Origin of the sequence: Sedimenticola selenatireducens DSM 17993 (assembly GCF_000428045.1) — a bacterium.
Taxonomy (GTDB): Bacteria; Pseudomonadota; Gammaproteobacteria; order Chromatiales; family Chromatiaceae; genus Sedimenticola; species Sedimenticola selenatireducens.
In genome coordinates, this window is sequence record NZ_ATZE01000004.1 from 158,436 (window position 1) to 183,266 (window position 24,831).

21 protein-coding genes are annotated in these 24,831 nt (G+C 49.9%); 10 read left to right on the forward strand and 11 right to left on the reverse strand.

The genetic code is table 11. From position 1 onward, the window contains the following. Positions 1 to 28 precede the first annotated feature (28 nt). The 9 genes from A3GO_RS0104985 to A3GO_RS0105015 form a co-directional block, all read right to left on the reverse strand. Positions 29 to 1,882, reverse strand: coding sequence for an asparagine synthetase B family protein (locus tag A3GO_RS0104985; protein WP_245621666.1), 1,854 nt, complete (start codon positions 1,880 to 1,882; stop codon positions 29 to 31). Next, positions 1,879 to 2,580 carry a tetratricopeptide repeat protein gene (locus A3GO_RS0104990; protein ID WP_051301852.1) on the reverse strand — a complete coding sequence of 234 codons (702 nt, stop codon included), beginning with the start codon at positions 2,578 to 2,580 and terminating at the stop codon, positions 1,879 to 1,881. Before A3GO_RS0104990 ends, A3GO_RS0104985 begins: the two co-directional genes overlap by 4 nt. Before the next feature lie 66 nt (positions 2,581 to 2,646). Next, entirely contained in the window at positions 2,647 to 4,101 is a 1,455-nt protein-coding gene (locus A3GO_RS0104995) for a lipopolysaccharide biosynthesis protein (RefSeq protein ID WP_084609785.1), read from the reverse strand. A gap of 400 nt (positions 4,102 to 4,501) precedes the next feature. After that, positions 4,502 to 5,344: a class I SAM-dependent methyltransferase gene (locus tag A3GO_RS25655; RefSeq protein WP_084609787.1), complete on the reverse strand. Its 843-nt coding sequence runs from the start codon at positions 5,342 to 5,344 to the stop codon at positions 4,502 to 4,504. A 316-nt stretch (positions 5,345 to 5,660) separates the two neighbouring features. Further along, positions 5,661 to 5,846, reverse strand: coding sequence for a transposase (locus A3GO_RS26820; RefSeq protein WP_394707571.1), 186 nt, complete (start codon positions 5,844 to 5,846; stop codon positions 5,661 to 5,663). A gap of 125 nt (positions 5,847 to 5,971) precedes the next feature. Then, positions 5,972 to 7,210, reverse strand: a complete 1,239-nt coding sequence (locus tag A3GO_RS22620; RefSeq protein WP_051301853.1) for a glycosyltransferase — start codon at positions 7,208 to 7,210, stop codon at positions 5,972 to 5,974. 43 nt (positions 7,211 to 7,253) lie between these two features. Then, positions 7,254 to 8,549, reverse strand: coding sequence for a 3-deoxy-D-manno-octulosonic acid transferase (locus A3GO_RS25665; protein WP_169720365.1), 1,296 nt, complete (start codon positions 8,547 to 8,549; stop codon positions 7,254 to 7,256). A gap of 91 nt (positions 8,550 to 8,640) precedes the next feature. Beyond that, entirely contained in the window at positions 8,641 to 9,612 is a 972-nt protein-coding gene (locus tag A3GO_RS22625; RefSeq protein ID WP_037374737.1) for a GNAT family N-acetyltransferase, read from the reverse strand. A 49-nt stretch (positions 9,613 to 9,661) separates the two neighbouring features. Then, the gene (locus A3GO_RS0105015; RefSeq protein ID WP_037374694.1) at positions 9,662 to 10,885 is read right to left on the reverse strand and encodes an aminotransferase class I/II-fold pyridoxal phosphate-dependent enzyme; all 1,224 of its coding nucleotides are present in this window, start codon (positions 10,883 to 10,885) and stop codon (positions 9,662 to 9,664) included. 207 nt (positions 10,886 to 11,092) lie between these two features. Here A3GO_RS0105015 and A3GO_RS0105020 point away from each other — a divergent pair, with 207 nt between their 5' ends. The 3 genes from A3GO_RS0105020 (at position 11,093) to A3GO_RS0105030 (ending at position 15,737) form a co-directional block, all read left to right on the forward strand. Continuing rightward, a complete protein-coding gene (locus A3GO_RS0105020; RefSeq protein ID WP_029132470.1) occupies positions 11,093 to 11,344 on the forward strand; it encodes an acyl carrier protein in 252 nt (83 codons plus the stop codon). 14 nt (positions 11,345 to 11,358) lie between these two features. After that, positions 11,359 to 13,077 carry a hydrolase 1, exosortase A system-associated gene (locus A3GO_RS25670; RefSeq protein ID WP_084609790.1) on the forward strand — a complete coding sequence of 573 codons (1,719 nt, stop codon included), beginning with the start codon at positions 11,359 to 11,361 and terminating at the stop codon, positions 13,075 to 13,077. 641 nt (positions 13,078 to 13,718) lie between these two features. Further along, positions 13,719 to 15,737: a Kelch repeat-containing protein gene (locus A3GO_RS0105030; protein WP_169720366.1), complete on the forward strand. Its 2,019-nt coding sequence runs from the start codon at positions 13,719 to 13,721 to the stop codon at positions 15,735 to 15,737. 51 nt (positions 15,738 to 15,788) lie between these two features. On the opposite strand, the gene A3GO_RS0105035 is transcribed toward A3GO_RS0105030, so the two are convergent. Both A3GO_RS0105035 and A3GO_RS0105040 read right to left on the reverse strand, forming a co-directional pair. Continuing rightward, positions 15,789 to 17,021, reverse strand: a complete 1,233-nt coding sequence (locus A3GO_RS0105035) for a pyridoxal-dependent decarboxylase, exosortase A system-associated (RefSeq protein ID WP_084609792.1) — start codon at positions 17,019 to 17,021, stop codon at positions 15,789 to 15,791. Then, positions 17,018 to 18,613 carry an acyl-CoA ligase (AMP-forming), exosortase A system-associated gene (locus A3GO_RS0105040; RefSeq protein ID WP_029132474.1) on the reverse strand — a complete coding sequence of 532 codons (1,596 nt, stop codon included), beginning with the start codon at positions 18,611 to 18,613 and terminating at the stop codon, positions 17,018 to 17,020. Before A3GO_RS0105040 ends, A3GO_RS0105035 begins: the two co-directional genes overlap by 4 nt. Positions 18,614 to 19,378: 765 nt before the next feature. Between A3GO_RS0105040 and A3GO_RS26665 the strand changes: the two genes are divergently transcribed. From A3GO_RS26665 to A3GO_RS25185, 7 genes are all read left to right on the forward strand, one after another. Further along, positions 19,379 to 19,504: a hypothetical protein gene (locus tag A3GO_RS26665; protein ID WP_281179364.1), complete on the forward strand. Its 126-nt coding sequence runs from the start codon at positions 19,379 to 19,381 to the stop codon at positions 19,502 to 19,504. A 28-nt stretch (positions 19,505 to 19,532) separates the two neighbouring features. Then, positions 19,533 to 20,705 (forward strand): MBOAT family O-acyltransferase, encoded by a 1,173-nt coding sequence (locus A3GO_RS0105050; RefSeq protein ID WP_029132476.1) that lies wholly within the window; start codon positions 19,533 to 19,535, stop codon positions 20,703 to 20,705. Beyond that, entirely contained in the window at positions 20,705 to 20,842 is a 138-nt protein-coding gene (locus tag A3GO_RS26035; protein ID WP_157606715.1) for a hypothetical protein, read from the forward strand. Before A3GO_RS0105050 ends, A3GO_RS26035 begins: the two co-directional genes overlap by 1 nt. 64 nt (positions 20,843 to 20,906) lie before the next feature. Beyond that, the gene (locus A3GO_RS0105060) at positions 20,907 to 21,950 is read left to right on the forward strand and encodes an SGNH/GDSL hydrolase family protein (protein WP_157606716.1); all 1,044 of its coding nucleotides are present in this window, start codon (positions 20,907 to 20,909) and stop codon (positions 21,948 to 21,950) included. Beyond that, positions 21,947 to 23,581 (forward strand): class I adenylate-forming enzyme family protein, encoded by a 1,635-nt coding sequence (locus A3GO_RS0105065; protein ID WP_029132478.1) that lies wholly within the window; start codon positions 21,947 to 21,949, stop codon positions 23,579 to 23,581. The genes A3GO_RS0105060 and A3GO_RS0105065 overlap by 4 nt, the downstream gene beginning before the upstream one ends. Then, positions 23,578 to 23,826 carry an acyl carrier protein gene (locus A3GO_RS0105070; protein WP_051301856.1) on the forward strand — a complete coding sequence of 83 codons (249 nt, stop codon included), beginning with the start codon at positions 23,578 to 23,580 and terminating at the stop codon, positions 23,824 to 23,826. The genes A3GO_RS0105065 and A3GO_RS0105070 overlap by 4 nt, the downstream gene beginning before the upstream one ends. Positions 23,827 to 23,830: 4 nt before the next feature. Next, positions 23,831 to 24,340, forward strand: a complete 510-nt coding sequence (locus tag A3GO_RS25185; RefSeq protein WP_084609794.1) for a GNAT family N-acetyltransferase — start codon at positions 23,831 to 23,833, stop codon at positions 24,338 to 24,340. Positions 24,341 to 24,831 lie beyond the last annotated feature (491 nt).

Genomic DNA, 24,831 nt, shown 5'->3' on the forward strand with positions numbered 1-24,831 from the left:
CAGGCGCCGTAGAAGGCAGGACAAGATACTAGTTGGCGTGTTTTGCCATCCAGAGTTGCAGAACCATCAGTATCCAGATCAGTTCACCATAATAGGCGGCATGTCCCTTGCGGTGCAGTTCGATAGCGTGATCAAGGAACCCGTTGTTGAAGTAACGCGTCTTTTTTAATTCCAGCAAACTTTCGTACGCCAGTTCCTGGAGTGGCTTGTGGGTCTGCATCCAGACACCGAAAGGCAATCCAAAGCCCTGTTTCTTCTTGTCGATGGTCTCCTGTGGCAACCAGTTGGTCAGGGCTGCCTTGTAGAAGTGGCGAAGGTTGCCACCCTTTAGCTTGAGGTTGCTGGGGATTTCAAGTGAAAATCGTAACAGACTTTCATCCAGCATTGGGTACGTTACCTCCACCCCGGCAACGGCGCACATGTGACTGACTTTTCTTATGTCATTGTCTGCAAGCGTATACTGCCAGTCAAAATAGAGCATCCGGTTCAGGGTAGATGCATCAGCGGGACGGTCATAAGTCTCCCGCTGTAGCTGGAGCGGAGCATTGACATCCACCGCCGAAAGAAAATCGGCAGAGAATATCTCAGCAGGACTATGCTGGTGCAGAAAGTTGTAAGTCTGCAGTCGATCGGGGAGTGGTGTGTTTGCCTGGCTGATATAACTTCTGGCCTTGTTTAGAACCCCAAAGTTGCCAGGAAAGTTCTCCACAATCGGCTGAAGCAAATCCTTGCGCAAGAATAATGGAACCTTTTGGTATGCCTCAAAGACGCCTTGTTTGGCATAGCGCTCGTTGCCGGCAAACAGCTCATCTCCCCCATCTCCCGCCAGTAGCCGGCTGATACCGTTCTCCCGGGCAAGTTTGGCGCAGAAATAGGCAGGTAGGGCAGAAGAGTTCCCGAATGGTTCGTCATAACTTGTGGCAATCACAGGAAGAGCCTGAACCACGTCATCGGGTGTCACATAATACTCATTCAGATCAACACCAAAATGCCTGGCGGTGATTCTTGCGAAGGCCATTTCATCGTAGCCCTCGGCGGAGAAACCGATAGAAAACGCTTTTGCATCCGGGTGTAGTTCGGACAGGAAACCGGTGACCGTTGAGCTGTCCAGGCCACCACTCAGGAATGATCCTGTGGTGGCAAAATTATCCGTCGCATTATCTACCGAAGATTTCAGCAGGTTTTTGAGCCGGACTGACAGGGAAGCGATGTCCGCACCGGTCTGTTCCGAGAAGCGGGGCAGCCAGTAGTTTGTCTCGTTTAGAGCGCCATTGGATAACTGTACAAAATGACCGGCAGGTATTTTTTTTATATTCCGGTAGATGGAAACCGGACTGGGCACCATGTGGAAATAGACGTAATCATAGATGCCGTCTTCACGAAGTTCTTTTTCTATCTCATGATGGCCAAGAACACCGCTGGCAGAGGAGCCAAATACAATACCGTCCCCAACTTGAGCATAATAGATGGGATGAAGGCCAAGCCTGTCGGTTACCGCGGTGATTCGGCTACTGCGCTTGTCCATGATCAGGACTGAGAACGGACCTTCGAGATAATCCAGGCAGGCCATTCCGTGTTCCAGATAGGCATGCGAAAGGGCACCGGCATGACTCTCCCTGGAAGAGATAGCCTGAAGCTCCGCTGACTTCCAGCGTGGGTGGCCGGTCAGAGCAATTATACCGCCACCGGGTAAGGTCGATAGACTGTCGCTTGAGAGAGCAGCGCAATCGCCTGTATTCAAGGTCAGCAGATCCAGGGAACTGTTGAGTCCTTTGCTGAAGGATTCAAGTGCATTCTCTATCTCTCTGCTGCCGCTTGGCGAATAAATGCCGGCCAGTACAGGTGCGCGTAGCGTACCCGTTCCTTGAACCTTTTTAATCACTTCCAGTATCCCTTCTTTTTCAGTTTATTCCTTAGTCCCGGCAGAGGATATTCCAAGGCATAAGCCTTCCTGGCATATTCCAGCGACTTCTCGTACTGTTTCATTTCGAAATGGAGCAATCCAATATTGTATAGAAGTTGTGCGGAATCAGGCGCAAGTTCTTCAGCCAAATCGTACTGCTCCAGCGCCTCATTGTACTTGTTCAATTTGTGCAGGTAGAGCCCATAGAGCATCCGGACTGTCCCATCATCCGGCTTAAAATAGATGGCGCGCTGAAAATAGCATTCAGGTGGCGTACTCATCATTCTATTGCGTACTCGTTTAAACGAGTCAGGGAGAAACCAATAACGGGTCACCGCGTAAAGCGCATCATGATGATTGGGGAAAGCGCGTAAAGTGTAGTCTATGTCGTTAATTACCGCGGAATCTAACCTATCTTCTGTAAGGGAGCGAACCCTTGGCATGAAATGCGCACCTTCGACCAGTTGGAGATGTTCTCCCCTGTGCCTTGGATTCGTGTAATCAAAAGGTCCATAGGACTGCCCCTTTCCTTCACATGGGGCACCGGTTAGTGTATCGCCGATCCAGGGTGCGTACTGCGCATTCAGATTCATCGGCAATATACCTAGAAAGATAAAAAGCACCAAGCCCGTACGCAGTGGTTGAGAAAGATGATTCATCCTTTTAGCCATTTTCATACCGCAAAACCCCGTATTGTTATAATGCCGCGTCAATTCAGGCAGCAGATTGATCGGGACTTCTCATCAGGCCTGTCCTTTTGCGCTTCTGAATTGGATATATACGTTCATGATCTCCTCCTGTACCGGGTGTTTCAACAGCCTGACGGATAAAAACCAGGCCAATGCAACCGTGCATGCTTGAAGCGGCAGAATCAGAAGATCGTGAAGTGCCGCCATCTCCAGAAGTTGTGTCGCAAGAATTAGCGTGGAGATTGTAATCAGGGTTACCTTGAAACTCCCCAGGGTGCTTTTTATCAGGTCGATGTAGGTGAACCGAAGAGTTGCGGAGAGATGATAGTTGTAGAGCATCAGTGCCACACTCCAGCTGATAATCCAGACTGCCGCAACTGTCCATGTATCAAAAAGCGAAGCGATACCAATGCCGATGATATGGACAGGTGCAATCAAGAGACTTATCTGGAGCCGTCTTTTGACATGCCCCATGGCAATAAGCGCATTTGGCGCCAGGGAAAACACCGCTGAGATGAGCGCAGATATTGCCAGAATGGATGCCAGGGGGGCTGCGGCTAACCACTGGTCGCCGAATAGCAGATAGATAATACGCTCCGACTCCAGGGCAACAAAGCTGAAAAACGGCCAGGCAATTACGGTAAAAACCGCCACAGCCTTTCGATAGAGGATAATCAGTTGCTCTTCCGAATTTCGGTAAGTAGAGGCAAAAGCGGGTGAGGCGACCCTTGTTACGGCGGCTGTCACATTGTTCCAGAACAGGTTGATCAGCCCCAGCGCCCGGCTGAAGATACCCAGGGCCTCCATACCAAACTGCCTGCCAATGACAAACTCGTGGACATTTGTATTCAGTGTGTCAATCGCACGCGAAGAACTGAACATAACCCCGAACCGCCAGACATGGGGTATCTGTAGGGGGTTCGGGAAGATCAGGGAGTCCCGTGGTCGGTAGATCATGATCAATAGCGTCTGAAAGGCGATGCCTGTCAGGGAGGCCCAGGCCAGGCTCATATAGCTAAACCCCATGAACGCCAGGGTGACCGCAGTCAAGGCGTGGACAATGGTGCTGCTGAACTGAACCACAAAAATATTGCGAAATTGCATTTCGCGGTTGAGTAACGCAAAACCCGGTGAGGCCAGGGGCAAAATGACAAAGTTGATACAGAGGATATTCAGGACATCGATCAGTGCGGGTTCGTTGTAGAAGTTGGCAAACAGGTCCCGAGAGAAAAACAGGCCTGCCGCCATTAGCCAGGCGGTCAGTGTAGTCAGGGCATACGCGCCACTCAGCTTCTCCCGGGTCAGGTTTTTCTCCTGGATAATATATTCGCTGACACCGAAATCCCGAAAAATACTGGCTACCGCGAGAAGTGCGGCGCAGAGGGAGAATATGCCGATCTCCCTCGGGGTCAGGAGTCGAGCCAGGATCATGGAACTGATTAACCTGATAATCTGACCAAGGTTTTTTTCACCTAGTGACCAGAATAGCGATTTTCTTATGGATATCATTGATATTTATGAATAAAGAGTATTTGTTAGATTTACTTCGCGAGGGTGATTCTATCATATATGTGCTTGATATAACTGAAAAATATCAATTCTATTAACACAGTAATTTAAGGAGTTAAGGTTGAGTCGGGTATGGTTGAGGATGATCGAACTATGAGGATATTGTGAGACTACGAATAAAATACTCCGAGACATCGGTATTCGCCTTTTCCATGAATCCTAAGAGATGTTTTCTTTAAATCTCAATATTGGAGTAGACATCGCCTATCCCTTCCCACTAAATAGGAAGAAAATTACCAATGATTTTGAAATGCATCGATGTGATTTTCATCGGCGTATTTTACCTCATTTAGTGTTAACAGGTCCTAGAATGAGTTCTATCTCTACAGAAAGGCCATCGCTAGCTAAATTTAAAGAAACTTAATGATTTCAGTTTGTTCCATTCGCTCATTATTTTATATTGACAACGCTTGAAGAAATTCGTGTTGACTTTATAAGCGAGTGTTCTGTACTCGTTATGCCGGGTAAATGCGTTCGAATAGATTTCGTCAAAAACTCCAGATAATGGATCGCTTTGCAAGCTATCCTGCCTGGGTTTTGCACAAACAGCCAAGATACACTGAGCACTACTTGGCAATGCGCTTTCTACGGGTCCTATTCCATAATTATCACTATCCATTTCCACCCCAGCCAGTTGATAAAAAAAGTCTATTTGTTCAAAATGCGGTTTAAGTACTGACCGAAATAAATCAAAGTCAAAGTCAAAAAAGTGGTGATCTGTCAGTCCCCAACTGTTGGGAACAGATAGGATTGCCAATCCATTTTCAGCATCAAGTAATCGAACTATTTCCCGCATATGAGATTTTGGACAAAGAGTATGCTCAACTGTTTCAAATGAAATCACTACATCAAACGTTTTCGCTTCAAAGTCTGTATACTCGACACATGACTTTTTAAACCTTGTATTCATACTTGCATATTTCTCCGTTGCGTATTGGATTGCATCACTAGAAATATCAATTCCTACAACCTCTCGTGCAACTCCAGCAATTAATGCCGAACCGTAGCCCGTACCGCAAGCTCCATCAAGCACTCGTTTACCATGACAATAATCCATAGCGAATTGATAACGACGAAGGTGAAATTTTCTTCTATCCTCGGGAAACAAATCACAATTGGCATCCATTCTTAACGAATTATTGTCCGCTAGCCACTTGTCGCTGTTGGTCTCTACTTTATTCATGGTACGTCCCAATAAGTTAGGTTTTTGGTCGTGATGAAAATTCACTGTTGTCCCAATTCAGGACCAATTGAATACACCACTGGCTAAAGCTGGTCACGTCTAGTTACAGTTAAAAAGCGAATTGATCGAACATTCGACTGATGGATGTCGCCACACGACATGAAAATCGTCGTTCGGATCTAGCGGTGCTTGGATCTTGATATATTCCTTTTATACTTCGTTAATCACATTCGCACCATAGGTGCTGACCCCAATATCATTTACTAAAGTGACTATATTCGGACAGCAGCTTATACGAACTCTTTGCCATCAGAAACTAGACCGCTTTTGATACCGACATCTGTTGCGGTATCACTATTACTAGATGCACGTGATCTCGATTGATCAATCTGGCTAAGATCATCATCTCTTTACTCCGCGCTATTTCTCGAAGTAACTCCCGGCAGCCATGGCTCACTTCACCTGCCAATACCGGATACCTATATTTTTTCGATGACACCAGCTGGCACTTACAATCTTATACCGCATGGCTACTCTTATTTGTATGCTTCGATTTTTCGCGCATATCCTGGATCCCGTTATTCGTCGCCTAATGGCAAGGATTTTACTGATTCCCTATTGGCGACTCTAAATGTTGCGTACTAATTTATCCATGTTAGTAACCCAATTTATCGAAATATTTTCTCTGGAATAACGTGTGATGTCAGGGGAGTTAGAACTAGTAATCGATTGTTTTCTTGTATCATCAATAAATTGCATTATGGTTTTGCATATATGCTCCACATTATCGAGCGGTGCAATATGGGCTACATTATTTTTCACCAACAACCTGGCCGTATCACCCGTCTCATCAGTCAAGGCTAACACCGGTTTCTGCGCCCTGAGATACTCATAGGCCTTGGCTGGTATCTGCTGGTTACATCCTTTGCCCTGCAATAGAAGCAATCCATCCACATCAAGCATCTCCTGCAATGCCTCCTGATATGGAATAGAGGGCTTTAACTTGACGATATCGTCTATTCCCAACTCTCTCAGCCAGGATGAATAGGTGTCTTCATGTCCACTGGCCCGTAGCGTAAGTTCGAAACTATCTTCCGAGATACGGGAGTCGGTTTTGAGCTTGCTGATGGCCTCAAAGAGTTGTCTGGGGTTTCGTTCATGAATATAGACAAGCCCGGAATGGACCATCCTGATTTTCCCGTCCTTGGTCGGCCTTGGAACCAGGCCGGCATACTGCTTTTCATTATAGCCATTGGTGACCAGTAGCCATTTCCCACTCTCCACCTTGGGATAGCGCATCCTGTACTCATCAAGTGCACCCGGAGTGGCAAATACCAACTGTGTGGCACGACGTGCTGCCGTCTTCTCAATCCAGTTGAATACTTTCCACTTGGTTGGATCACTGGGATAGCCGGGTTGCGCCATAGGATCCCTGAAATCCGCAATCCAGGGGATGCCGGTCAGACGGTTGAGAATGATGGCGATCAGGTGCGCAGAGGCGATGGGGTAGGTGGAGATTATCAGGTTCGGTCGATTTCTAACAATATGGGCCAAGCCACGGATTACCGCAAAGATGATCCATGACTGCAGATTATCTGGGAGCGCCATCCATTGAAGATACTTGCCCTTTATGGAGAGTTGTTTGGCTGTATCGAAAGCCAGGGCACGGATAACCCGTATTTCGGGATCAATATCTTTCAGTGTTCCGCTGTCCGTTCTTTCATAGGTCCATTCACTGGCACTCAGGATGGCTACATCCCAGTTATGTTGCTTCATGGCATTGGCCAGGGAAACTATGCGGTGCACACCACTGCTTACTGCTACAGGTGGGAAATGGTAGGCGATCAGGAGCACTTTTTTATTCATATTTATTATTCTTTAGGGGAGATATTCGGTACGGGTTGGTTGTTTACTGGTAACTGGCTAGTTGAGTGGTTTTCAGTGTCCTCTCAACTGCCCCGGAAAGTGATTTGAGTTGTGCGAAAATCTGTTTGGAACGCCCTTCTTCTGAAGCATTCTTGGTGGCGTATTCAATAATTTTGCGACTTATCCCTTCGGATTTGTCAACGTGCATGATAAGTTTTTTGTCCCGGGTTAGCTGATACACAGGGTAACTCGGATAGAGTGGGTTCCACTCCCCGGAGACAATGGTAGGTTTTCCAAATGCAAGTGGCTCCAGAACATTGTGATTGCAACCTACATAACAGATGGTGGCGATAGAGTAGAAACTTTTCAGTTCTCCAAAAGTATCCAGCAGGAGAAGATCGTTTCCGGCCAGATCAGCCGTGCTCAGCTTTGACTTCATCTTATAAACCAGTCCTGACTGTTCCAGCTTCTCTGTGAGTGACTGCATGAAACACTGGTTTTCCGGGTGCCTGGGAGCAATGATAAACCGGATATCCGGATGGGATATCCTGATCGCACGGATGGCATCAATTAGAATATAGCATTCATCAATATCTGCCAGACATCCCGCAACTACAATGGGTGAATTGCTGTTCTCCAGATAGGAGAGGATCGGTCTGCTCGTCTCGTCAGTTATCCTGATATTCTCATCCCACAGTGAATCGAACTTCATGTTCCCGGTAATGGAGATGCGCTCTTCTCTTGCACCAGCCTGGATGAGCCTGGATCTGATATTTTCGTTCTGGACCCCGATGGAATCGAATGAGTCGAGGTACTCCTTGCGGAACAGACGGACCTCGAGACTATCCATTCTACAGGCTGGAGCATAATCGTACAGCCAGGCGTTTACCAGATGAACGCGGGCTCCGACGGACTTTGCCTGGTGGAGCAACCCATACGAGAGCCGGCAGGGAGCATCACATGGCATTGCCGGTATTTCACAGACAAAGAATAGGGAAGGTGGTAACTGTGCTGTCAGGTAAGAGCCATCCGTCGTGCGCCCTGTCAGTTCTACGACATAGGCATTACCGAAGTGCTTTTGATAGCTCTCGCGGTAGCAGTGGCGGTCTGTTATCAGAACAAGCTGCCCACGTAGTTCGAGTGATTTAATAAACGGCAGACAGGCGTTTAATTCACCAATAGTGGAGCAGAAAACCCAGATCAGGTCGCCAGCGCTATCAGAGTAATTGGTTGGGGGGTATATGCCGGGCTCTGCAGATGTTTGACTTCTGACATCTGCCAATCTATTCAGCATGGAAAATGCCTTCCACTTGATAGTCGATGAGATACTACTCAGCATATATCCTTCCCTAGGGTAACGGCGCATGAGTCTCGTTAACTCTGTCATACCGTAGCAGCGCTTCTCTCGAATTTCTAGAAGAGATGGAAGGCTAAAACTTCTTGCAGTTCACATGGTAGAGCATACGGGAGTCATGACTCCACTTGGTATGCCAGTCCATCATTTTTCCATAGAACTCAATCGACCTGATCTGTTTATTATTGAATACCTGCTGAAAAGTATCCTGCCGCATCAGGAATGCCGGTGAACTGGTCGATATGCTCTCGTCGTAGGTGGTTTTGAGTATGACGAAGACACCTGCCTGCTCGATACAAAGATCACTCGCAACCAGTTCATTATTGTAGAAGTATTGGTAAATGGACCCCAGTTTTCTGTTGCAGAAATCTTCCATCAGGGCAACATAGAATTTGCCTTGTGAGTTGTTGATCTCAATCGCCGTGCCTTCTTCTCCCTTCCAGCCCGCAGATTCCAGCTTACCGTAGGCCTCAATGGCATCCCTGACATGATCACGGTCCCGAATGATGTTGAGGTGTGTTTCAATCCCTTCTTTTTGCAGGCGATTTCTCTGGCGTTTCAGGTTGTGGCGGAGGTTTTTCCCTCTGGAGGACCAGTAGTCGTCAAAACTGCCAGAGGTATCGACCGTTGCGGTTTCTATATAGTCCATGGTGGAGATACAACCCTGATCTGCCGGGCGTGGATAGATAGATGGGTCTTGCTGGGTGAGACCAAGTTTCAGTACGATTCCCGGAAGTTCAGTTGACAAGGTCTTCATGAGATCCTGTAACTCGTTCCCAGAATTGTTAATCCATGCCCCGAGGGGAGCCTGAGAGGGTTGGAACGTGTCCCATACACCAAATTTTGATTTATAGACCACAGTCATGGCGTTGATGGTGTCGGATTCCTGGTGAATTGCCAGGATCTCTTTTCCGCTGCCCAATTCTTCCAGGGAATAAGCTATGAATGCGGAGTCGAGTACAGGGCTTTTCGGACCCTGACCATTGAGTTCATCCCACTGTTCACGGTATCTGCCGAAATCACCGGCAGGATAGAGTTGCCATGTCATGAAGCTGTTCCTTGTTGTTCAAAGTTGGCAGACAGGATTTTCGTACCCATTAACCCGTCTGATTATGGCGTGACAACTCATGCCGGATATTATCCACCATCCATTCGAGTTCCGCTTGATGAAGCTCCTGATGGCAGGGTATCTGTACCAGGTGACGACTGTAATAGTGACTGTTTTTACAGGTATTACTATCCACCTCTTCATCCAGAAACTCCCACCTCAGAAGGGGAACGCCCATTCTTCGCAAGTTGATGAAAGCAGGATCAACCTGGTCGATGATGATTGGAAATATATAGGGCACGACCCCTTCAGGCAATTCAGGATGGAGACGACGGCAGTTTGGTATGTCGGCCAGCGCATTGGACAACCATCGATAGTTGCTGCTTCTTCTGTCTATGATGCGATTGGTGGATACCATTCTGGAGATCCGTAGAGAGAAAGCAGATATACGGGTGTTGATCCACCTCGGCTGGAAATCAAATCCACCATCTGATGCGGCCGGAGAACTCTCGGCATGGGACTCTCCGCGTTGAGATTTCAACCACCTCCACAGCAGGTTTTTTATCTTGAGTGGAATCCACAGCAGTAGCTCGAGAGTTTTCAGTCTGTTGTAGATGAAAGATTTTTCCAGGGTGTTAAGTGCGCATCGCAGCTCGAATTCGCGCCCGCCCGGCTCTGTTTGCACCTGGAGATTGTGGGCTGTGTTGGCTGTGAGAACGCCACCATCATTGACAGGAAAAAACTTCATCAGGCTGCCGGCGGCATAGTCGCCAAAGCTTCCGAGAGGTTTACCCTGATAGTTGCTGAAGAGGGCATGTGCGCAATCTTCCAGCAATACGATGCCCTTGTCGGTACATAGTTTCTGCAATGCATTGATCGGCTGTGGGAATCCAAAGTAGTGTGCTACCAGAAGAAGTCGCGTCTTGTCATTCAGTTTCTGCTCGATATCCTCAAGGTCGATACTCATATCCGGCAGTATCCGGTAGAAAACGGACTTTGCGCCGGAATGTTTGACGGGCGCAATCATGGAACTGCAATGATAGGCGGGTACCAGTACCTCGTCTCCCTCGCAAATCCGGTTCAGCATCAAGGCCTGTGCGATTGCCATTCGTCCACTAGTCAGGTAAACAACTCTCTGGCTATCCAGAATACTTGGTTTTTTGCTGCGACCACCCAGAAAGGATCCCAGCGAAAGTGGGACAGAGCCTGGAATAATCGTGTTCACCGGCTCACTTGACGACAGGCTAACACCAATATTGCTTTCTACTTCCATGTCAACGGCCGCTCATGAATGGGATTTTTTATCCAGGGGAATGGTCGGCTGAGTATAGAGGAATCATATATTTGCAGGCAAATGTGCTCATCGTGATAGAGATGGGGGAAGAACGGTTGTAAAATGGCTGTTCATGGCAGGTTCAAGGCCCGGCTTGGCAGAATAAATATAACTATCTGAATTATTGAGTATAAATGGAGATTTTTGATGGTGACGATTGAACAGGTCAAGGAGATCATCGGATCGGTTCTGCAACTTGGAGACAGTGTTGACGGTTTCGATAGTTCAACACAGCTGCTTGGGAGTGTACCGGAGTTCGACTCGATGGCGGTGGTGTCCGTCATTACCGCAATCGAGGATAACTTTGGGATTGTGGTCGATGATGATGAGGTCAGTGCCGAGATTTTCGAGACTATAGGCTCGCTCCACGAATTCGTCATAGAAAAAGTCGCCGGTTGATAGAACAACTGGCCATGCATCCAGAATTTATCCAAGGCCCGTCGGGTCGACTTTTCACTCTTACCTTCATGCCTCCTGGAGATCGACTTCCCACCTCGTGGGTTCTGCATCTTCCTGCCTTTGCCGAGGAGATGAACAAATCCCGTCACATGGTCAGTTGGCAGGCCAGGCAACTGGCTCTACAGGGGCACGGCGTCCTGGTGGCAGACCTGTTTGGGACAGGAGACAGCGATGGTGACTTCAGCCAGGCGGACTGGATATGCTGGAAGCAGGATGTGCGTTTTCTTTTACAACGGATTGAAGCACTTGGCGCGACAGAGATTACGCTGTGGGGGCTAAGAGTTGGTGCTTTGCTTGCGGTGGATATGCTAAAAACCGCACCCGAATTAGTCCGTCGGCTGTCGCTCTGGCAGCCGGTGATTAACGGAAATCAGGCGATAGCCCAGTTTCTCAGGCTCCGGCTAGCGGCAGGAATGATGACCGGGAATGGCGAGAGCATGGCAGATCTCAAGCAGATCCTGTCGGCTGGAGAGCGATTGGAAGTGGCAGGTTATGGACTCTCTCCCGCACTCTATGAACAACTCTCGGCGCAATCAATGAATGATATTCCCGCTGAGACGATCAGCAGGACTCAAGTGAATTGGCTGGAGGTCGTAGCTGCACCCGAGAAGCCGCTGAATCTTCAGTCACAAAAGCTGCTCTCCAGATGGCAGGAAGCCGGTTGTTCCGTGCGTTCGGAAGCTATTGTGGGCGAGCCGTTTTGGACAACCCAGGAACTCGCGACCGCTCCGCACCTGATTGGCTGCACGACGGATCTGTTGATACATGCCGGCCTTGGTTCGACACCCGTGCAATCACCTGCTGAACGGGAGATTGCCACGGATGACGAGAGACCACTTACCTTCGATTGCCGGGGCGAACACTTGGTTGCTGTTCTGCACAATCCTTCGTCTGAAAGCAGGCGTGCATTGCTCGTGGTCGTAGGTGGCCCGCAATATCGGGTTGGAAGTCATCGGGAGTTCGTTCTGCTGTCAAGAAAACTGGCGAAATCCGGATACCCCGTTTTCCGATTTGACTATCGGGGTATGGGGGATAGTGAGGGTGACTATACCGGATTCGAAAATATTCAGGATGATATAGCAGCCGCCATTGATTCCCTGCAGTCGAGTATGTCCGGGGTAGAGGAGGTGGTGATCTGGGGGTTATGTGATGCGGCCACTGCAGCATCTTTCTATGCGGCCAGCGACCCCAGAGTGGCTGGCCTGGTATTGGCGAATCCCTGGGTTCGGAGCGAAGAGGGCGAAGCCAGGGCCTTTTTGAAGCACTACTATATCAAGCGAATTCTATCTCTGGGATTCTGGAGGAAAGTTCTGCGGGGTCAACTGGATATTGCGCAATCAGCGAGTTCGCTTCAGAGCAACCTGAAAATCGCAACAGGTGGTGAACAGGGGAGCGGTGACACGCAACCCAACATCCCGGCTGTTAGTCTGGCGATCCGACTGGAGCAGTCTTTGCGAGAGTTCAAGGGCCAGGTTCTGTTTATCCTGAGCGGGAATGATCTGACGGCTGCTGAATTCAAGGACGCGGTTGAGGCATCACGAGGCTTCAAAGGTCTTCTGGGTGAGTCGCGTTTTGAACAGTTCCACCTGGAGGCGTCGGATCACACCTTTTCTCGCCATGAATGGCTGGAGCAGGCCATCCAGCGCACAGAATCTTGGCTGAAGGCGTGGTAGATCGATTCAATGGCGGCTGGCTTGGCTATACTCAATGGAGCCCGGGACCGGTTTTATGCAATATTCTGTTAGAAAATTTATGCTAATCTTATTTACTCGTCACACTCTGTAGAACTACCGATTTACAACAGTGTTTTGCTTTTCCCGGTTTATGCTTTCTGATCATGGACGACGATCATTACTGCGCATTGTGCGTCAAAGGTTCGCCCTTCAGAGGCCATTCGAACCGCTCCAGTCGATGACTAAATCGAATGGTCACCTGAAATCATAGCAATAAGTAGGTTGTTTCTGGATGAGTGTCATCCTGCGTACGCCTGAACTGTGTGGCGGATTTCAGTAAATATATGGGGTGCGTTATGTGGAGTGAAATTCTTTAACACAAGGGAAGGTGTCAATCTATGCCTGGTTCCGGTCAATTTCCTGGTAATTGCCTCGTTATTATTCTTACCTGTTGTCTTTATGCCGCACCACACAATGTTTTGGCCGATGAACAGCAGCTGCCTGCACTCGCCATCGGGGTTAACCTGGATGATTGCGCGAAGAAACTGGAGCAGCAGGGGGGCTGGTGTGAAATAAGGGTGAATGACAAGCACCCCTCCATTTCTTCCGTGTGGCCGGAGAATCTGAGTAAGAGAATCCGCATGAGAACGGGCGGGAAGTCGATCTTGACCGCCTGGAACAGCGCGGCTTTTGATGAAGACAATCTCTATCTCTATTTTTTTGGTGGAGGACATGCGGACTATGGGGGAAATGAGGTCTATCGGTTTGATCTTAAGAAGGGTCAGTGGAAGCGACTGACCGATCCATCCCCACTGGATCAGCTATATGTACTGCATGATTATGGCGCCAGAAAGAATAAACCCTGGAGACGACTTTGCTGGATGCCAGACCCGGAAAAGGTACCCGGGAGTTCACATACCTATGACGGTATTCTATTCAGCAAAAAGACGAAAACGGTGTTCCTCTATACCTACGGAGCGGCCAATGGTTCATGCCTTGAGGACAAGGAGGACGAGTATAAAAACAGTCCCTTGGTATGGGGTGATCGGAGAGTCGGGTTTGGCTGGTACGAATTTAATCCATCAGTGTCGGGTGAGCGAAATGGACTTGCGCCACTTAAATGGCGAAAAGTCTTCGGTTACGAGGAACTGAAGCAAAAGAATGTACATCAGAGTTATCCCGTTTCAGCTGAGTTAACGGATGGAAGCATTTTACTGGGCTCAAAGAACAGGGCTGTCGTTTATGACCCGATCAATGCCGATATCCAGAGCGCAAAATCATTTATGGGTCAGGCAGACTGGGGGGATGGTCTCAAGGTATATGATGAAAAACGCAATCAGATATGGTCCATTCACAAAAAGTCATTGTTACAGTTTGATGCCAGTACCGGCCAACTGATACATACCCACAAACAGATAATTCCCCACGGGAAATCAATTGCAATTAACCGGGATGGCGACCTGGTTTCATGGGACGGGCGATGGAATATCTTCATGTTCAGTCCGGATGCGAAGAATCCTGGATGGCGTCACTACAACTGGATGAAACAGGGGCCCCAGCGCGGGGATGTTCGGGTGTATGGAAAATGGGTCTATCTGAAGGATTACGATTTGTATGCCGGCATTTCGTCCCATGAAACGGGCTTCTGGATATATAAGCATCCTCCACAGATGAAACCGGTCAATTACGCACCGTTCAACCTGGGTGAACTAGTGAAAAAGACAGTAACCGGTGGTGTATTGAAAGTGCCGGCCGGGATCTATGGCCAGGGGCTTTATATCAACAGGTCGATGACTGTCGATCTCACGGGAGTGTCCATCAGAGGGATTGCAAATCGCAAGGGAATAGTGAATGTCTCCTGCAATGGATGCCAGGTGAAAATTACAAATCTCAATGCCGACGGGATACAAGCAGACTGTCTGGGTGGGAATTGCGCCGGTATCAAGGCGGAGGGTAAGGGGTTTGATCTGACCGTTGATCACGCCGTGATCAAAAACACCGTGATAGGGATCATAACTGACAACAGAGGGGGGACTCTTCGTTTGACAAACAGCCTGATCGAAAACAGCGGCCTGGATGATCGTTCGAAAACCCTGGGACATGGATTTTACGCGGGTGATATCGACAAGGTAGTGGTGGAGAACAGCGTCATCAGGCGCTCTTTCGGCAAGGGGCACTTGTTCAAGAGTCGGGCCACAGAAACAGAGATTGTTAACACGGTGATAGCTGGACTTGATGGCAGGCACTCACGCCTGATTGACTTCCCTTGTGGGGGGCACCTTTCGGTACACGAAAGTGTCCTGCAACAAGGCGAACGGACAGACAATATCGACCTGATCAGTGTGGGTACCGAGGCAAAAAACTGTGGTGGTAGTGTGCGGCCCTCCAATGTCTCAATTACCAATAACTGGGTTATTTTTGACCGGGATGAGTCGGAAGATGAACCCGCTTTCAACTATGGCTTTAACCGCTTTTTTACCTGGCGTGCACCGATAGAAAAACTCGTGGTTTCTGGCAACCGGATCATCGAGACTACCGGGCGCTTCCGGTTTGATGGGGAGGATCATGTCCCCGACCTGTCAGAGGGAAATCAATTCTTCAAGAGTCGAAAAGCGGCTGGACTTGGGCCTGACCAGTTACCAGGGAGACCTTCCCGGTAACAAGGCTGAGGCCGAGTAAATAAACAATAGTGCATGCATCCACGGCTCCAACTATAGCAGCACCTCAACGGTGTGTGGGTGGCTTAGGAAATCCTGTGGGCTGGCATTCAGCCCATAGGCCCCAGACTGGTAGATAACCACCAGGTCGCCGATTTCCATCACGGGCAGTTCCATCTTGCCGGCCAGAATATCCAATGGTGTACAGAGTGGCCCGACGATGCTCACGACTTCGGTTGTACCCGATGACACCCGGTTGCCGACGCAGACGGGATAATTCTTTCTGATCACCTGGCCGAAGTTACCCGATGCGGCGAGGTGGTGATGCAGTCCCCCATTGGTAACGACAAAGGTCTCGCCCCGGGAGACTTTTTTATCAATCACTTCGCAGACATAGATGCCGGCTTCGCCAACCAGGTAGCGGCCCAGTTCAATGACTATCTCCGCCTCTGGCAACCTTGGAGCATAGTTGTTCAGAAGGGTTTGCAAATTCTCCGCGACGGGGGCAGGGTCGAGCGCCTTCTCTCCAGGGAAGTAAGGAATGCCGAAACCACCACCAATATTCAGCCATTCAATCGGGGAGGGTGCGTGTTCCGATAAACGCCAGGCCAGTTCAAAGGTCTTTGTCTGCGCCTCGATCAGTGCTTCCGGCCTGAGGTTTTGCGATCCGCTGAAGATATGAAAGCCCCTGAAATCCAGTTCCAATGAACCAATTCTCCGCAGCACCTCGGGAACCCGCTCGGCATCTATACCAAAGGGTTTTGGGCCACCACCCATCTTCATGCCGGAGGTCTTGAGTTCGAAATCTGGATTGACCCTGATCGATACCCTGGGCCGAATCGAAAGTGCATTGCCGATATTGGCAACGCGCTCCATCTCGCCCTCCGACTCCATGTTGATAATCACACCGGCCGCAACAGCAGCCGTTAACTCCTTGTCGGTTTTGCCTGGACCGGCAAAACTGATGTTGCCGGGGGATACACCAGTATCCAGTGCGATTTTCATCTCGCCAAGGGATGCGACATCAAGGCCATCGGTAATTGCCGACAAATGCTGTACCACCGCGGGCATGGAGTTGGCCTTGATGGCGTAGTGCAGATGGATAGTGTCCGGGAGGATCGCGCGAAGTGCCGAAACCCTTGCCGATATCAGCTGGCGGTCATAGGCATAGAACGGGGTCTGACCTACCCGCGCCGCGAGTGTTGAGAGCGGGATGCCGCCGATCTGGAGTTGGTTATCCTGCACCGGAAATTGCGCCATTGTCTCGTGCCTGGGTGTTGCCTTCATGTCAACTCACTCTCCTGAAACAACTCCCGGTACTGCTGGGCAAGGGATTTCCTGTCGATTTTTCCGTTCTGATTTCTGGGCAGACTTTCTCGTATCAGTACCGCCTGTGGCACCATGAAATTGGGCAACGCCTTGCGGCATTGCTGCAGGATGCTTTCTTCCGTTTCAGTACCCGCATCCGTCACGAGCAATAGTATGGCCTGGCCCAATGTCGGATGGGGGATGCCCAGGGCCGCCACCTCGCTGGCCAGTTTGCAGCCGTAGACCACCTCTTCGACTTCCGTGGGGCTGACCCGGTAACCGGAGGTCTTGATCATCTCGTCCTTGCGGCTGATAAAGTAGAGATAGCCCTCTTCATCCCGCTTCACCTGATCCCCTGACCAGACCGCGATCTCGGTTAACGGGATCTCGGCTGCCTGTCCGGGGCAGGGCCTGAAGCGCTCAGCGGTCTTTTCCGGGTCGTTCCAGTATCCCTGTGCGACCAGTGCGCCGCGGTGCACCAGTTCGCCCGGTTCACCCGGCGCGCATTCGGAACCGTCCTCGCGTACCACCAGTATCTCGGCGTTTGGTATTGCCTTGCCCATCGATTCCGGCCGGATGTTCACCTGGTCAGGTGGCAGATAGGTGGAGCGAAAGGCCTCGGTCAATCCGTACATCAGGTAGATATCGGTAGAAGGAAGCGCCTGCTGCAGGTTGCGGGTGGTAGTTTTGGGCATGGCGCCGCCGGAATTAGTGATGTAGCGGAGTGATCTGGCGGTGACCTCGGGCCACTCCAGTTGCGCCAACTGGTTCCATAGCGGGGGGACGGCGGCCAGACCGGTAATCCTGTAACGCTCGACCGCACGAATTACGTCCCGCGGCAACAGGTAATCCATCAGCACGACCCGGGCGCCGACATGGAAGGCGGTGGTCATCTGGCTGAGACCGTAGTCGAAGCTGAACGGTAGCACCGCCAGCAGCCTGTCATCGGGTCTGTTCCCCAGGTATTCGGCAACGCTTTCGGCCCCGGCAATCATATTGCGGTGTGAGAGTACAACACCCTTCGGATTCCCTGTACTGCCGGAGGTATAGAGTATGGCGGCCATGTCACTATCGATACGGCGATGGCCTTCCTTCCGCCCGCCATCCTCGCCGGAGAATGCTTCACCCCAGTGCAGGATATTCACTGCCGGGAGCATCGGTCGCTTACTTTCCGGGTTTCCCGACACCACCACACTGCGCAGGTCATGACACTCAGGCAGGACCTCGGCGAGCAGGTTGAGTCGATCGGTCGATGTGATCAGTATGCGGACATTGCAATCTTTAAGGATATAGGCCACCTGGTGCGGTTTTAGCAGGGGATTGATCGGAACAAACACGCCTCCGGCCCGGGAAGCCCCAAACAGCCCGAATACGGTTTGCGGTTGTTTGGGGAGATAGACAGCCACGCGCTCCGAGGGGCTGAGACCCAGCGCCAAAAGGCCCGATGCGACCGTATCGACCTTTGATCTGACAGAAGCGTAGGTGAACTCCTCCTGTTTGTGAACCAATGCTACCCGGTCTGGCCAGTTATTGGCGGCCGAATCGATTAACTGATGAAGGAGTATTGACATCCAGTTCCCTCTAAGTATTTGAATATACGTGGATTATCTTTAGCAAATTTAATGTGCGGTGGCCTAGTTGTTTAAGTGGCCAAACAAATATCTAACCAACAAGAAAACCCTCAGTAATGAGCAAAGATACCAGAACCTTGAACAAAGTTGCGAAGATTGATGACCACCGAATTCAAAACCACTTTGGTAGGCGGGGGGCTATGAATAGCTTACGCTAAAGTCACCACCCAAGTCGGCCGGGATTGTAATGCTGAAGGTTGGGTACAGAGGAGGGAGGCGGGTACTTGCTCCAAATGTCTGAAACACTTCGGTCGTGAGTATCACGATCATCCTCTGATGACCACAAACTTTAAACAGTCCTTAGGTTTATCTCACAATGCAACCGCGTCCCTATTTTTAGGCTCAAGTGTCATTGGAAGGGGCACTACTGTCTTCACAGACTCAATTATATATGGAATAATACTCCCTCGAAAATTGCCGTATCAGTAGTGTGCTGCGTTCTTCACAAATTCGGTGCGCAGAAGTAATTTAGTATTCTAAGGCAGCGCTACAGTAGTAGCGTTGATTTAGCTTTAGTAAAATCGGCACAGGGAAGAAACAATAAATCCAGATAACTTGGTATGGAGACGCATATTCTGGCCATCCGTGAGTAATACTCCAACGGCGTTCTCCCTGCGTAAATCTATCTACCATCAGAACTTCTGCGCTATCGGTGTCGACAGCACCATTGTGCGAACCAAAAGAAAAAACAATGGTACCGGTGTTATGCAAAAACGTACAGCCCCGCTGTTTGCCTGGTTTCTGAGCATCCTCTTCGCCGCGCTGATCGTCGCTGGGCTAGCTACCTACAGCAAGCTGAAATTTGGAGATATCTGGTATTTCCTAAGCTAAACGGGACAACACACTTACACCAGCATCCATGACCTTTACCTCCCTCACCTGGCTAGCCCTGATTGTGGGCGTCACAGGAATATACTGGCTACTTCCGGCGCCTTGGCGAAACGGATTTCTCGCACTCGTTAGTTTTGTCTTTCTTGCCAGTATTCAATTGACATCGGCTCTGTTTCTGGTCGCATTTACCCTTATAAGTTACCTGATAGTGAGGAAAGACCGGGTATCGAAAGCCATGATTACTGTGTCTGTGGGATTGGTGATCGCCGTGGTCGCTTATTACAAGATGCGGGTCGCACACTCACCGGTCGAGGTCCTACGTGACGTCGCCATGCCTATAGGAATGTCTTATTATGCCTTTCGCGTGGTGCACTACGTGATCGACAAATATCGCGATGTGTTACCCACACACGGCTTTTACGACTATGTCTGCTACCTGTTTTTCGTTCCAACCATGCTGGTTGGTCCCATTCATCGCTTTACCGCGTTTCATAACAATCACATTGCCATTCGTTGGAATGCCTCTGAGCTATCAGAGGGCATTGAACGCATCCTCTTGGGATATTTTAAGATCATTGTGCTGGGAAATTTCCTGTTCAATAAATACCTTGCCAACCAGATTGCGCAACTCGACTCGTCGAACCAGTCGCTTATCTATTACCTAGAGGCCGTGCGTGGTAGCCTAAATCTCTATGTTCAATTTTCCGGCTACTCGGATATCGCCATCGGCTTTGCGCTGATGTTGGGGTATCGCGTAATGGAAAACTTTAACAACCCATTCATGAAGACCAACATTGCAGAGTTTTGGCGCTCCTGGCATATTTCACTGACCAGTTGGTCGCGCGATTATATCTATATGACAATGGTCGGGTTGACTCGTAACCCCTACTTGGGCACGTTGGTCTCGTTGCTTGTTGTAGGTATATGGCATGAATTGTCGCTACGCTACGTGATCTGGGGGCTTTATCACGGCCTTGGCATTATCTTTGTGAATAAGCTGCAGCAGTACGTACGCCGTAGGAACCGCGAAAGGGGCCTCAAGGGAAAAAAGCACCCGGATCCACTACTGGTCAAGGTGTTAAAGATATTTGCAACTGCCAACTACTTTTTCTTCGGATACATTATCATTAGCCAGGAGTCATTCGCAGATACATTGCAAATATATCGGATCATATTCATCGGCTGGATTGGAGGTAATTGATGTATCACTGGATTAGTAAAAAACTACCGCCAAGTTTTGCGGTACCGGCCGCCGCTCTGATCTACGCTCTGATGCTGCTACTTATCCTCTATTTTTCGTTTGAAGAGGAAGCAAAATTCAACTACCTAGTGCTGTGATATGACAACCTTGGGCAGCACACAATCAACACGCCGATATGAAATACTCACTGGCGTTGTACTATTGGGCCTGACCTTGGGCATGTTTTTAGTTGGTGAAATCGGTTTACGCCTAGTCCAGTTTGCTAAGTTCGGTGTTGAGGAGTCTGTGGAGAAGTCTTCTGCGTTCTATGTCGACGATGTCACGGGGCTGCGTCTCATTAATCCAAACCGGCAATTGGGGCAGGTACGCATAAACAATTTGGGATATAGAGGACCAGATATTCCTGAACGAAAGTCTAACGGGGTAATACGAATCCTATTTCTCGGCAGTTCGACGACCTACGAAGCAAACATTACAGAAGGAAAGAACTGGCCGCACATGACAGTCAATCTGCTTTCGAAGTTCTATCCGGATTGCCGCTTTGATTTCATCAACGCCGGGCAGCCGGGATTTGGAACGAAAACCTTGTTGACTCTCTATAACTCCCGGCTAAAGTCATTGGATGTGGATATCGCTATTCTACTTCCCGGCGACATAAATCAGGACCTTGACTGGTTGGCCGCTGAACAGGGGTTCGACACCAGACACTACCAACCTTCGGCGCTCGCTAGCCTATCGATATTATGGGCGAAACTAGAGAAAAATTTCCGAATAATTGAACTGCAGCGATCTGCCTTCAGCCACGCGGGTAAACTCCGCCTGGACCTGGAACTTATTCAGGGGCGCTTCCGCGACCGACTGCAACGTCTTACCGATACTTTGCTCGAAGATGGCCTGACTGTTTTTGTGGCGCAAATCGGCTCACAGCTCCGACGTAACCAAACGCCCGAAAAACAGCTTCAGGCCGCCAATACCAATCTGTTCTATATGCCGCATGTGGCGTTGCCGGATCTGATCGCCACACGCGAGGGTTATAACGAGGTAATCGCGGAGTTACCAGATTATAATAGTGTCGACATTCTGCACAGCACCTTGCTCCCACCAGCCGATCGGAACCACTATACTGACACCATGCACTTTACCGCCCGGGGATCCGCTCTTATGGCCGACGCGACCTTCAAGGAACTCATGGCTCTGCCCCGGTTTCAGCAACGCTTGCAGCAACTGGGTTGCACCACACCATGACACGCCGTGGCCTACTGTCCGTCGTTCGTGAATGCTTCGAGCGGGAAGCCGACGCACCTGCAGTAATGGGTCTGGGAGTTGACTGCGAAGAGCAGGTTTCTTTCTGCGAGCTTTGGATTAAAGCGGAAATCTATGCCACTCTGATAAAAGAATATCACCGACCTGACCAAGTGGTCCCTCTGTTCCTCACACGTTGCGTCGACTGTCTAGCACTCATGCTGGCCTGCGTAATCGCAGGGCGGGTATTCTCAGTGATCAATAGCCGGGTCCAGGTGACTCAACTCGAGCACGTATTGAAGCAAACCCAAACGGGTGCCTTATGGATCGATGGTCCCGGTATGATGGCGTTGAAAAAGGCCGATACTGACCAGTTAGAGTACCTGTCGGGGATAGATATCCTTGCGCTAAAGACCGAGAATTGGTTGTCGATGTACGACAAGCAGGTCATCCGAATGCAGGATCAGTTGTCGATTCGTGTCCTATCGTCGAATGACTTTCGCAAGACACCGGTTAGCCAAGTCGAAAAACGGGACCCTCTTAGTCCCTCCGCCTGCCTGTTTACGTCGGGCTCCACAGGTAAACCCAAAGGCGTGTTGATTTCGGATGCAGACCTGATTTCTCGCGCTGTCTCCGAGGCCCAAAACTTCAGACTCAATCCAGGCGACCGTCTGCTCAGCATACTGCCTTGGTCGTTCGATGTAGGACTCAGCCAGGTGCTGACCTCTTGGGTAATCGGTTGTCCGCTGGTATTACTGAATTCTTGGCTGCCGATCGACATAGTACAGACAGCTAGCCGTTTATCCATCACCGGCATTTCCGCCGTGCCGTCAATCTGGCTCGATCTGTTGGGATCAAACTTGAGTTTTCAGTCGCCCCTGCCCAGATACGTAACCATATCCGGTGGCAGCCTGAGCGCCGAAAAACAGGCGGCATTGATTCAGCGTCTGGATGGCATTCAGGTCATTAAAACCTATGGCCAGACCGAAACCTGTCGCTCGACTATCGCCTTCCCGGACGATATAGCAGTCGCGCCTAGCAGTGTCGGTCGCGCCTATTCCGGTACATGTATCTACATTGTAGACGCAGACATGCGCCCGCTGCCGCCCAACGAGCATGGCGAAGTCCTACATGTCGGAGACGGCGTGATGCTCGGATATCTGGATGGTGATAGTAGCAGCAAGCTCATCGAAAACCCCTTCTACGACCCGCCCTGCAACTCATCTAAATTTGCCGTACGCACTGGCGATCTGGGCTACATGGACGCCGAAGGCAGGCTCCACCTTCTGGGTCGTGCAGATGACATGGTCAAAATTAAGGGGAACCGGGTTCACCTGTCCGAGGTTGCTTCCGAGGCTGAAGCTTTGCCGGAAATCCAACAGGCCCTGCCGGTGGTGTTGGCCGAAGGTGATCAACTGGAACTGGCGCTTTTCGTTACCTTGGCAGAGGATAATCCACCTCTGGATGAAACTGGACTCCGCAGGCGTCTAGCCACTTACCTACCGAGTTATATGCTACCCAAACAAATATTGATCCTTGACCGCTTTCCTCGCACCGCCAGCGGCAAGCCAGATAGCCAAGCCTTGAAAATAATCGCCATCAATCAGCGCCAACAAGGAGTAATAAAGACGTGAACCCTTCATCATTCAAACAAAACCTGTTGACCTATATTGCGGACAATTTCGACATCGACATAGAGGACATAGACGACAACACACCGCTGTTTTCATCTAGCATACTCGACTCCTTCAGCATGGTTGATCTTGTCACTTTCGTGGAGCAAGAGATCAACACGAAAATCGAGGCCCTCGACCTGCACCTCGACAACCTGGATTCGGTCGAGAAAATCACCGCCTTTGTTCAGCGCAAGATTGTATAGCTCAATGCTCGCGACAATCCGTCCTTTGGGTAATGGCGATTATGGACAGGTGGCCGGCTGGTTGATGGATCCAAAAATTAATCGCTGGCTGTATTCCGAATGGCGCAATCGCAGCATCGATGAAAAACTCATTGCCATCGCCTCGAGGACCGGAAAAAACCACATGTGGCTGGCGCTGCTCGATGATGAGCCTTACGGCTTGATCACTGTCGGTGATATCAGCCGCGTGGACAAGTCGGGCGTGATCTGGTATCTCCGCGGATCGAATATGGTGCGGTATCCTGGGGTAATGACCGAATGCGTAAAACTGGCCATACAGCACGCATTCAGTAAGCTGGATCTACATAGCGTATCCGCTAGCACCCAGGCGGGAAACTTGGCTTCGGAGCGATTACTTAGAGCCTTGGGATTCAGGCTAGTGGGGACGATGCGTGAGGCTTTCTTGGTCAACGGGAATTTCGTCGACCGCAATCTATTCGACTTGCTGGCGCAGGACTTGACAAGCAACCTATGAAGTTGGAGCGGGTTAATCGTCCTGTAACGCTTTACTATCGCTCCCTTTTGGGTAAACTCAGGAATCAGCATGTATCGGTAATGTCTATATGGGATATTTCCATCAATCTGTAGTTAACTCGATATATAGATCGACCATGGCAGCGATAGTGCAACGCTCCTCGATCCGATTGCAGACCGCTATACCATGCATTTCCAATAGTTCGGTACCCCACGGGTACCGCACCGATGCATTTCCCAATGCCTGACGGTCTGCAGCGGGGATCGCGGTGCCAGTTTCACCGTCCACGATCAGTTCCGGATTCTAACTCACGACGGTAGGATAGTCCTACTCAGTTATAACAGTGAAAAGAATTTCACAAGGGGATTATTAATGGTCATGGTGGTGTCAGAATACACTAGCAGAACTCGTCGGGATAATACTTGAAAAAGTAAGGATAAAGATATGATCCCATATCCAGGGAAAATGCACTAAAAGATGGTTTGTGTTAT

What these genes read in the sequence shown, in the direction of transcription:
- A3GO_RS0104990 (WP_051301852.1), bottom strand. Translation starts at nt 2,580, where the DNA reads ATGAAAATGGCTAAAAGGATGAATCATCTTTCTCAACCACTGCGTACG.
- A3GO_RS0104995 (WP_084609785.1), bottom strand. Translation starts at nt 4,101, where the DNA reads ATGATATCCATAAGAAAATCGCTATTCTGGTCACTAGGTGAAAAAAAC.
- A3GO_RS25655 (WP_084609787.1), bottom strand. Translation starts at nt 5,344, where the DNA reads ATGAATAAAGTAGAGACCAACAGCGACAAGTGGCTAGCGGACAATAAT.
- A3GO_RS22620 (WP_051301853.1), bottom strand. Translation starts at nt 7,210, where the DNA reads ATGAATAAAAAAGTGCTCCTGATCGCCTACCATTTCCCACCTGTAGCA.
- A3GO_RS25665 (WP_169720365.1), bottom strand. Translation starts at nt 8,549, where the DNA reads ATGCTGAGTAGTATCTCATCGACTATCAAGTGGAAGGCATTTTCCATG.
- A3GO_RS22625 (WP_037374737.1), bottom strand. Translation starts at nt 9,612, where the DNA reads ATGACATGGCAACTCTATCCTGCCGGTGATTTCGGCAGATACCGTGAA.
- A3GO_RS0105015 (WP_037374694.1), bottom strand. Translation starts at nt 10,885, where the DNA reads ATGGAAGTAGAAAGCAATATTGGTGTTAGCCTGTCGTCAAGTGAGCCG.
- A3GO_RS0105020 (WP_029132470.1), top strand. Translation starts at nt 11,093, where the DNA reads ATGGTGACGATTGAACAGGTCAAGGAGATCATCGGATCGGTTCTGCAA.
- A3GO_RS25670 (WP_084609790.1), top strand. Translation starts at nt 11,359, where the DNA reads ATGCATCCAGAATTTATCCAAGGCCCGTCGGGTCGACTTTTCACTCTT.
- A3GO_RS0105030 (WP_169720366.1), top strand. Translation starts at nt 13,719, where the DNA reads ATGAGAACGGGCGGGAAGTCGATCTTGACCGCCTGGAACAGCGCGGCT.
- A3GO_RS0105035 (WP_084609792.1), bottom strand. Translation starts at nt 17,021, where the DNA reads ATGAAGGCAACACCCAGGCACGAGACAATGGCGCAATTTCCGGTGCAG.
- A3GO_RS0105040 (WP_029132474.1), bottom strand. Translation starts at nt 18,613, where the DNA reads ATGTCAATACTCCTTCATCAGTTAATCGATTCGGCCGCCAATAACTGG.
- A3GO_RS26665 (WP_281179364.1), top strand. Translation starts at nt 19,379, where the DNA reads ATGCAAAAACGTACAGCCCCGCTGTTTGCCTGGTTTCTGAGCATCCTC.
- A3GO_RS0105050 (WP_029132476.1), top strand. Translation starts at nt 19,533, where the DNA reads ATGACCTTTACCTCCCTCACCTGGCTAGCCCTGATTGTGGGCGTCACA.
- A3GO_RS26035 (WP_157606715.1), top strand. Translation starts at nt 20,705, where the DNA reads ATGTATCACTGGATTAGTAAAAAACTACCGCCAAGTTTTGCGGTACCG.
- A3GO_RS0105065 (WP_029132478.1), top strand. Translation starts at nt 21,947, where the DNA reads ATGACACGCCGTGGCCTACTGTCCGTCGTTCGTGAATGCTTCGAGCGG.
- A3GO_RS25185 (WP_084609794.1), top strand. Translation starts at nt 23,831, where the DNA reads ATGCTCGCGACAATCCGTCCTTTGGGTAATGGCGATTATGGACAGGTG.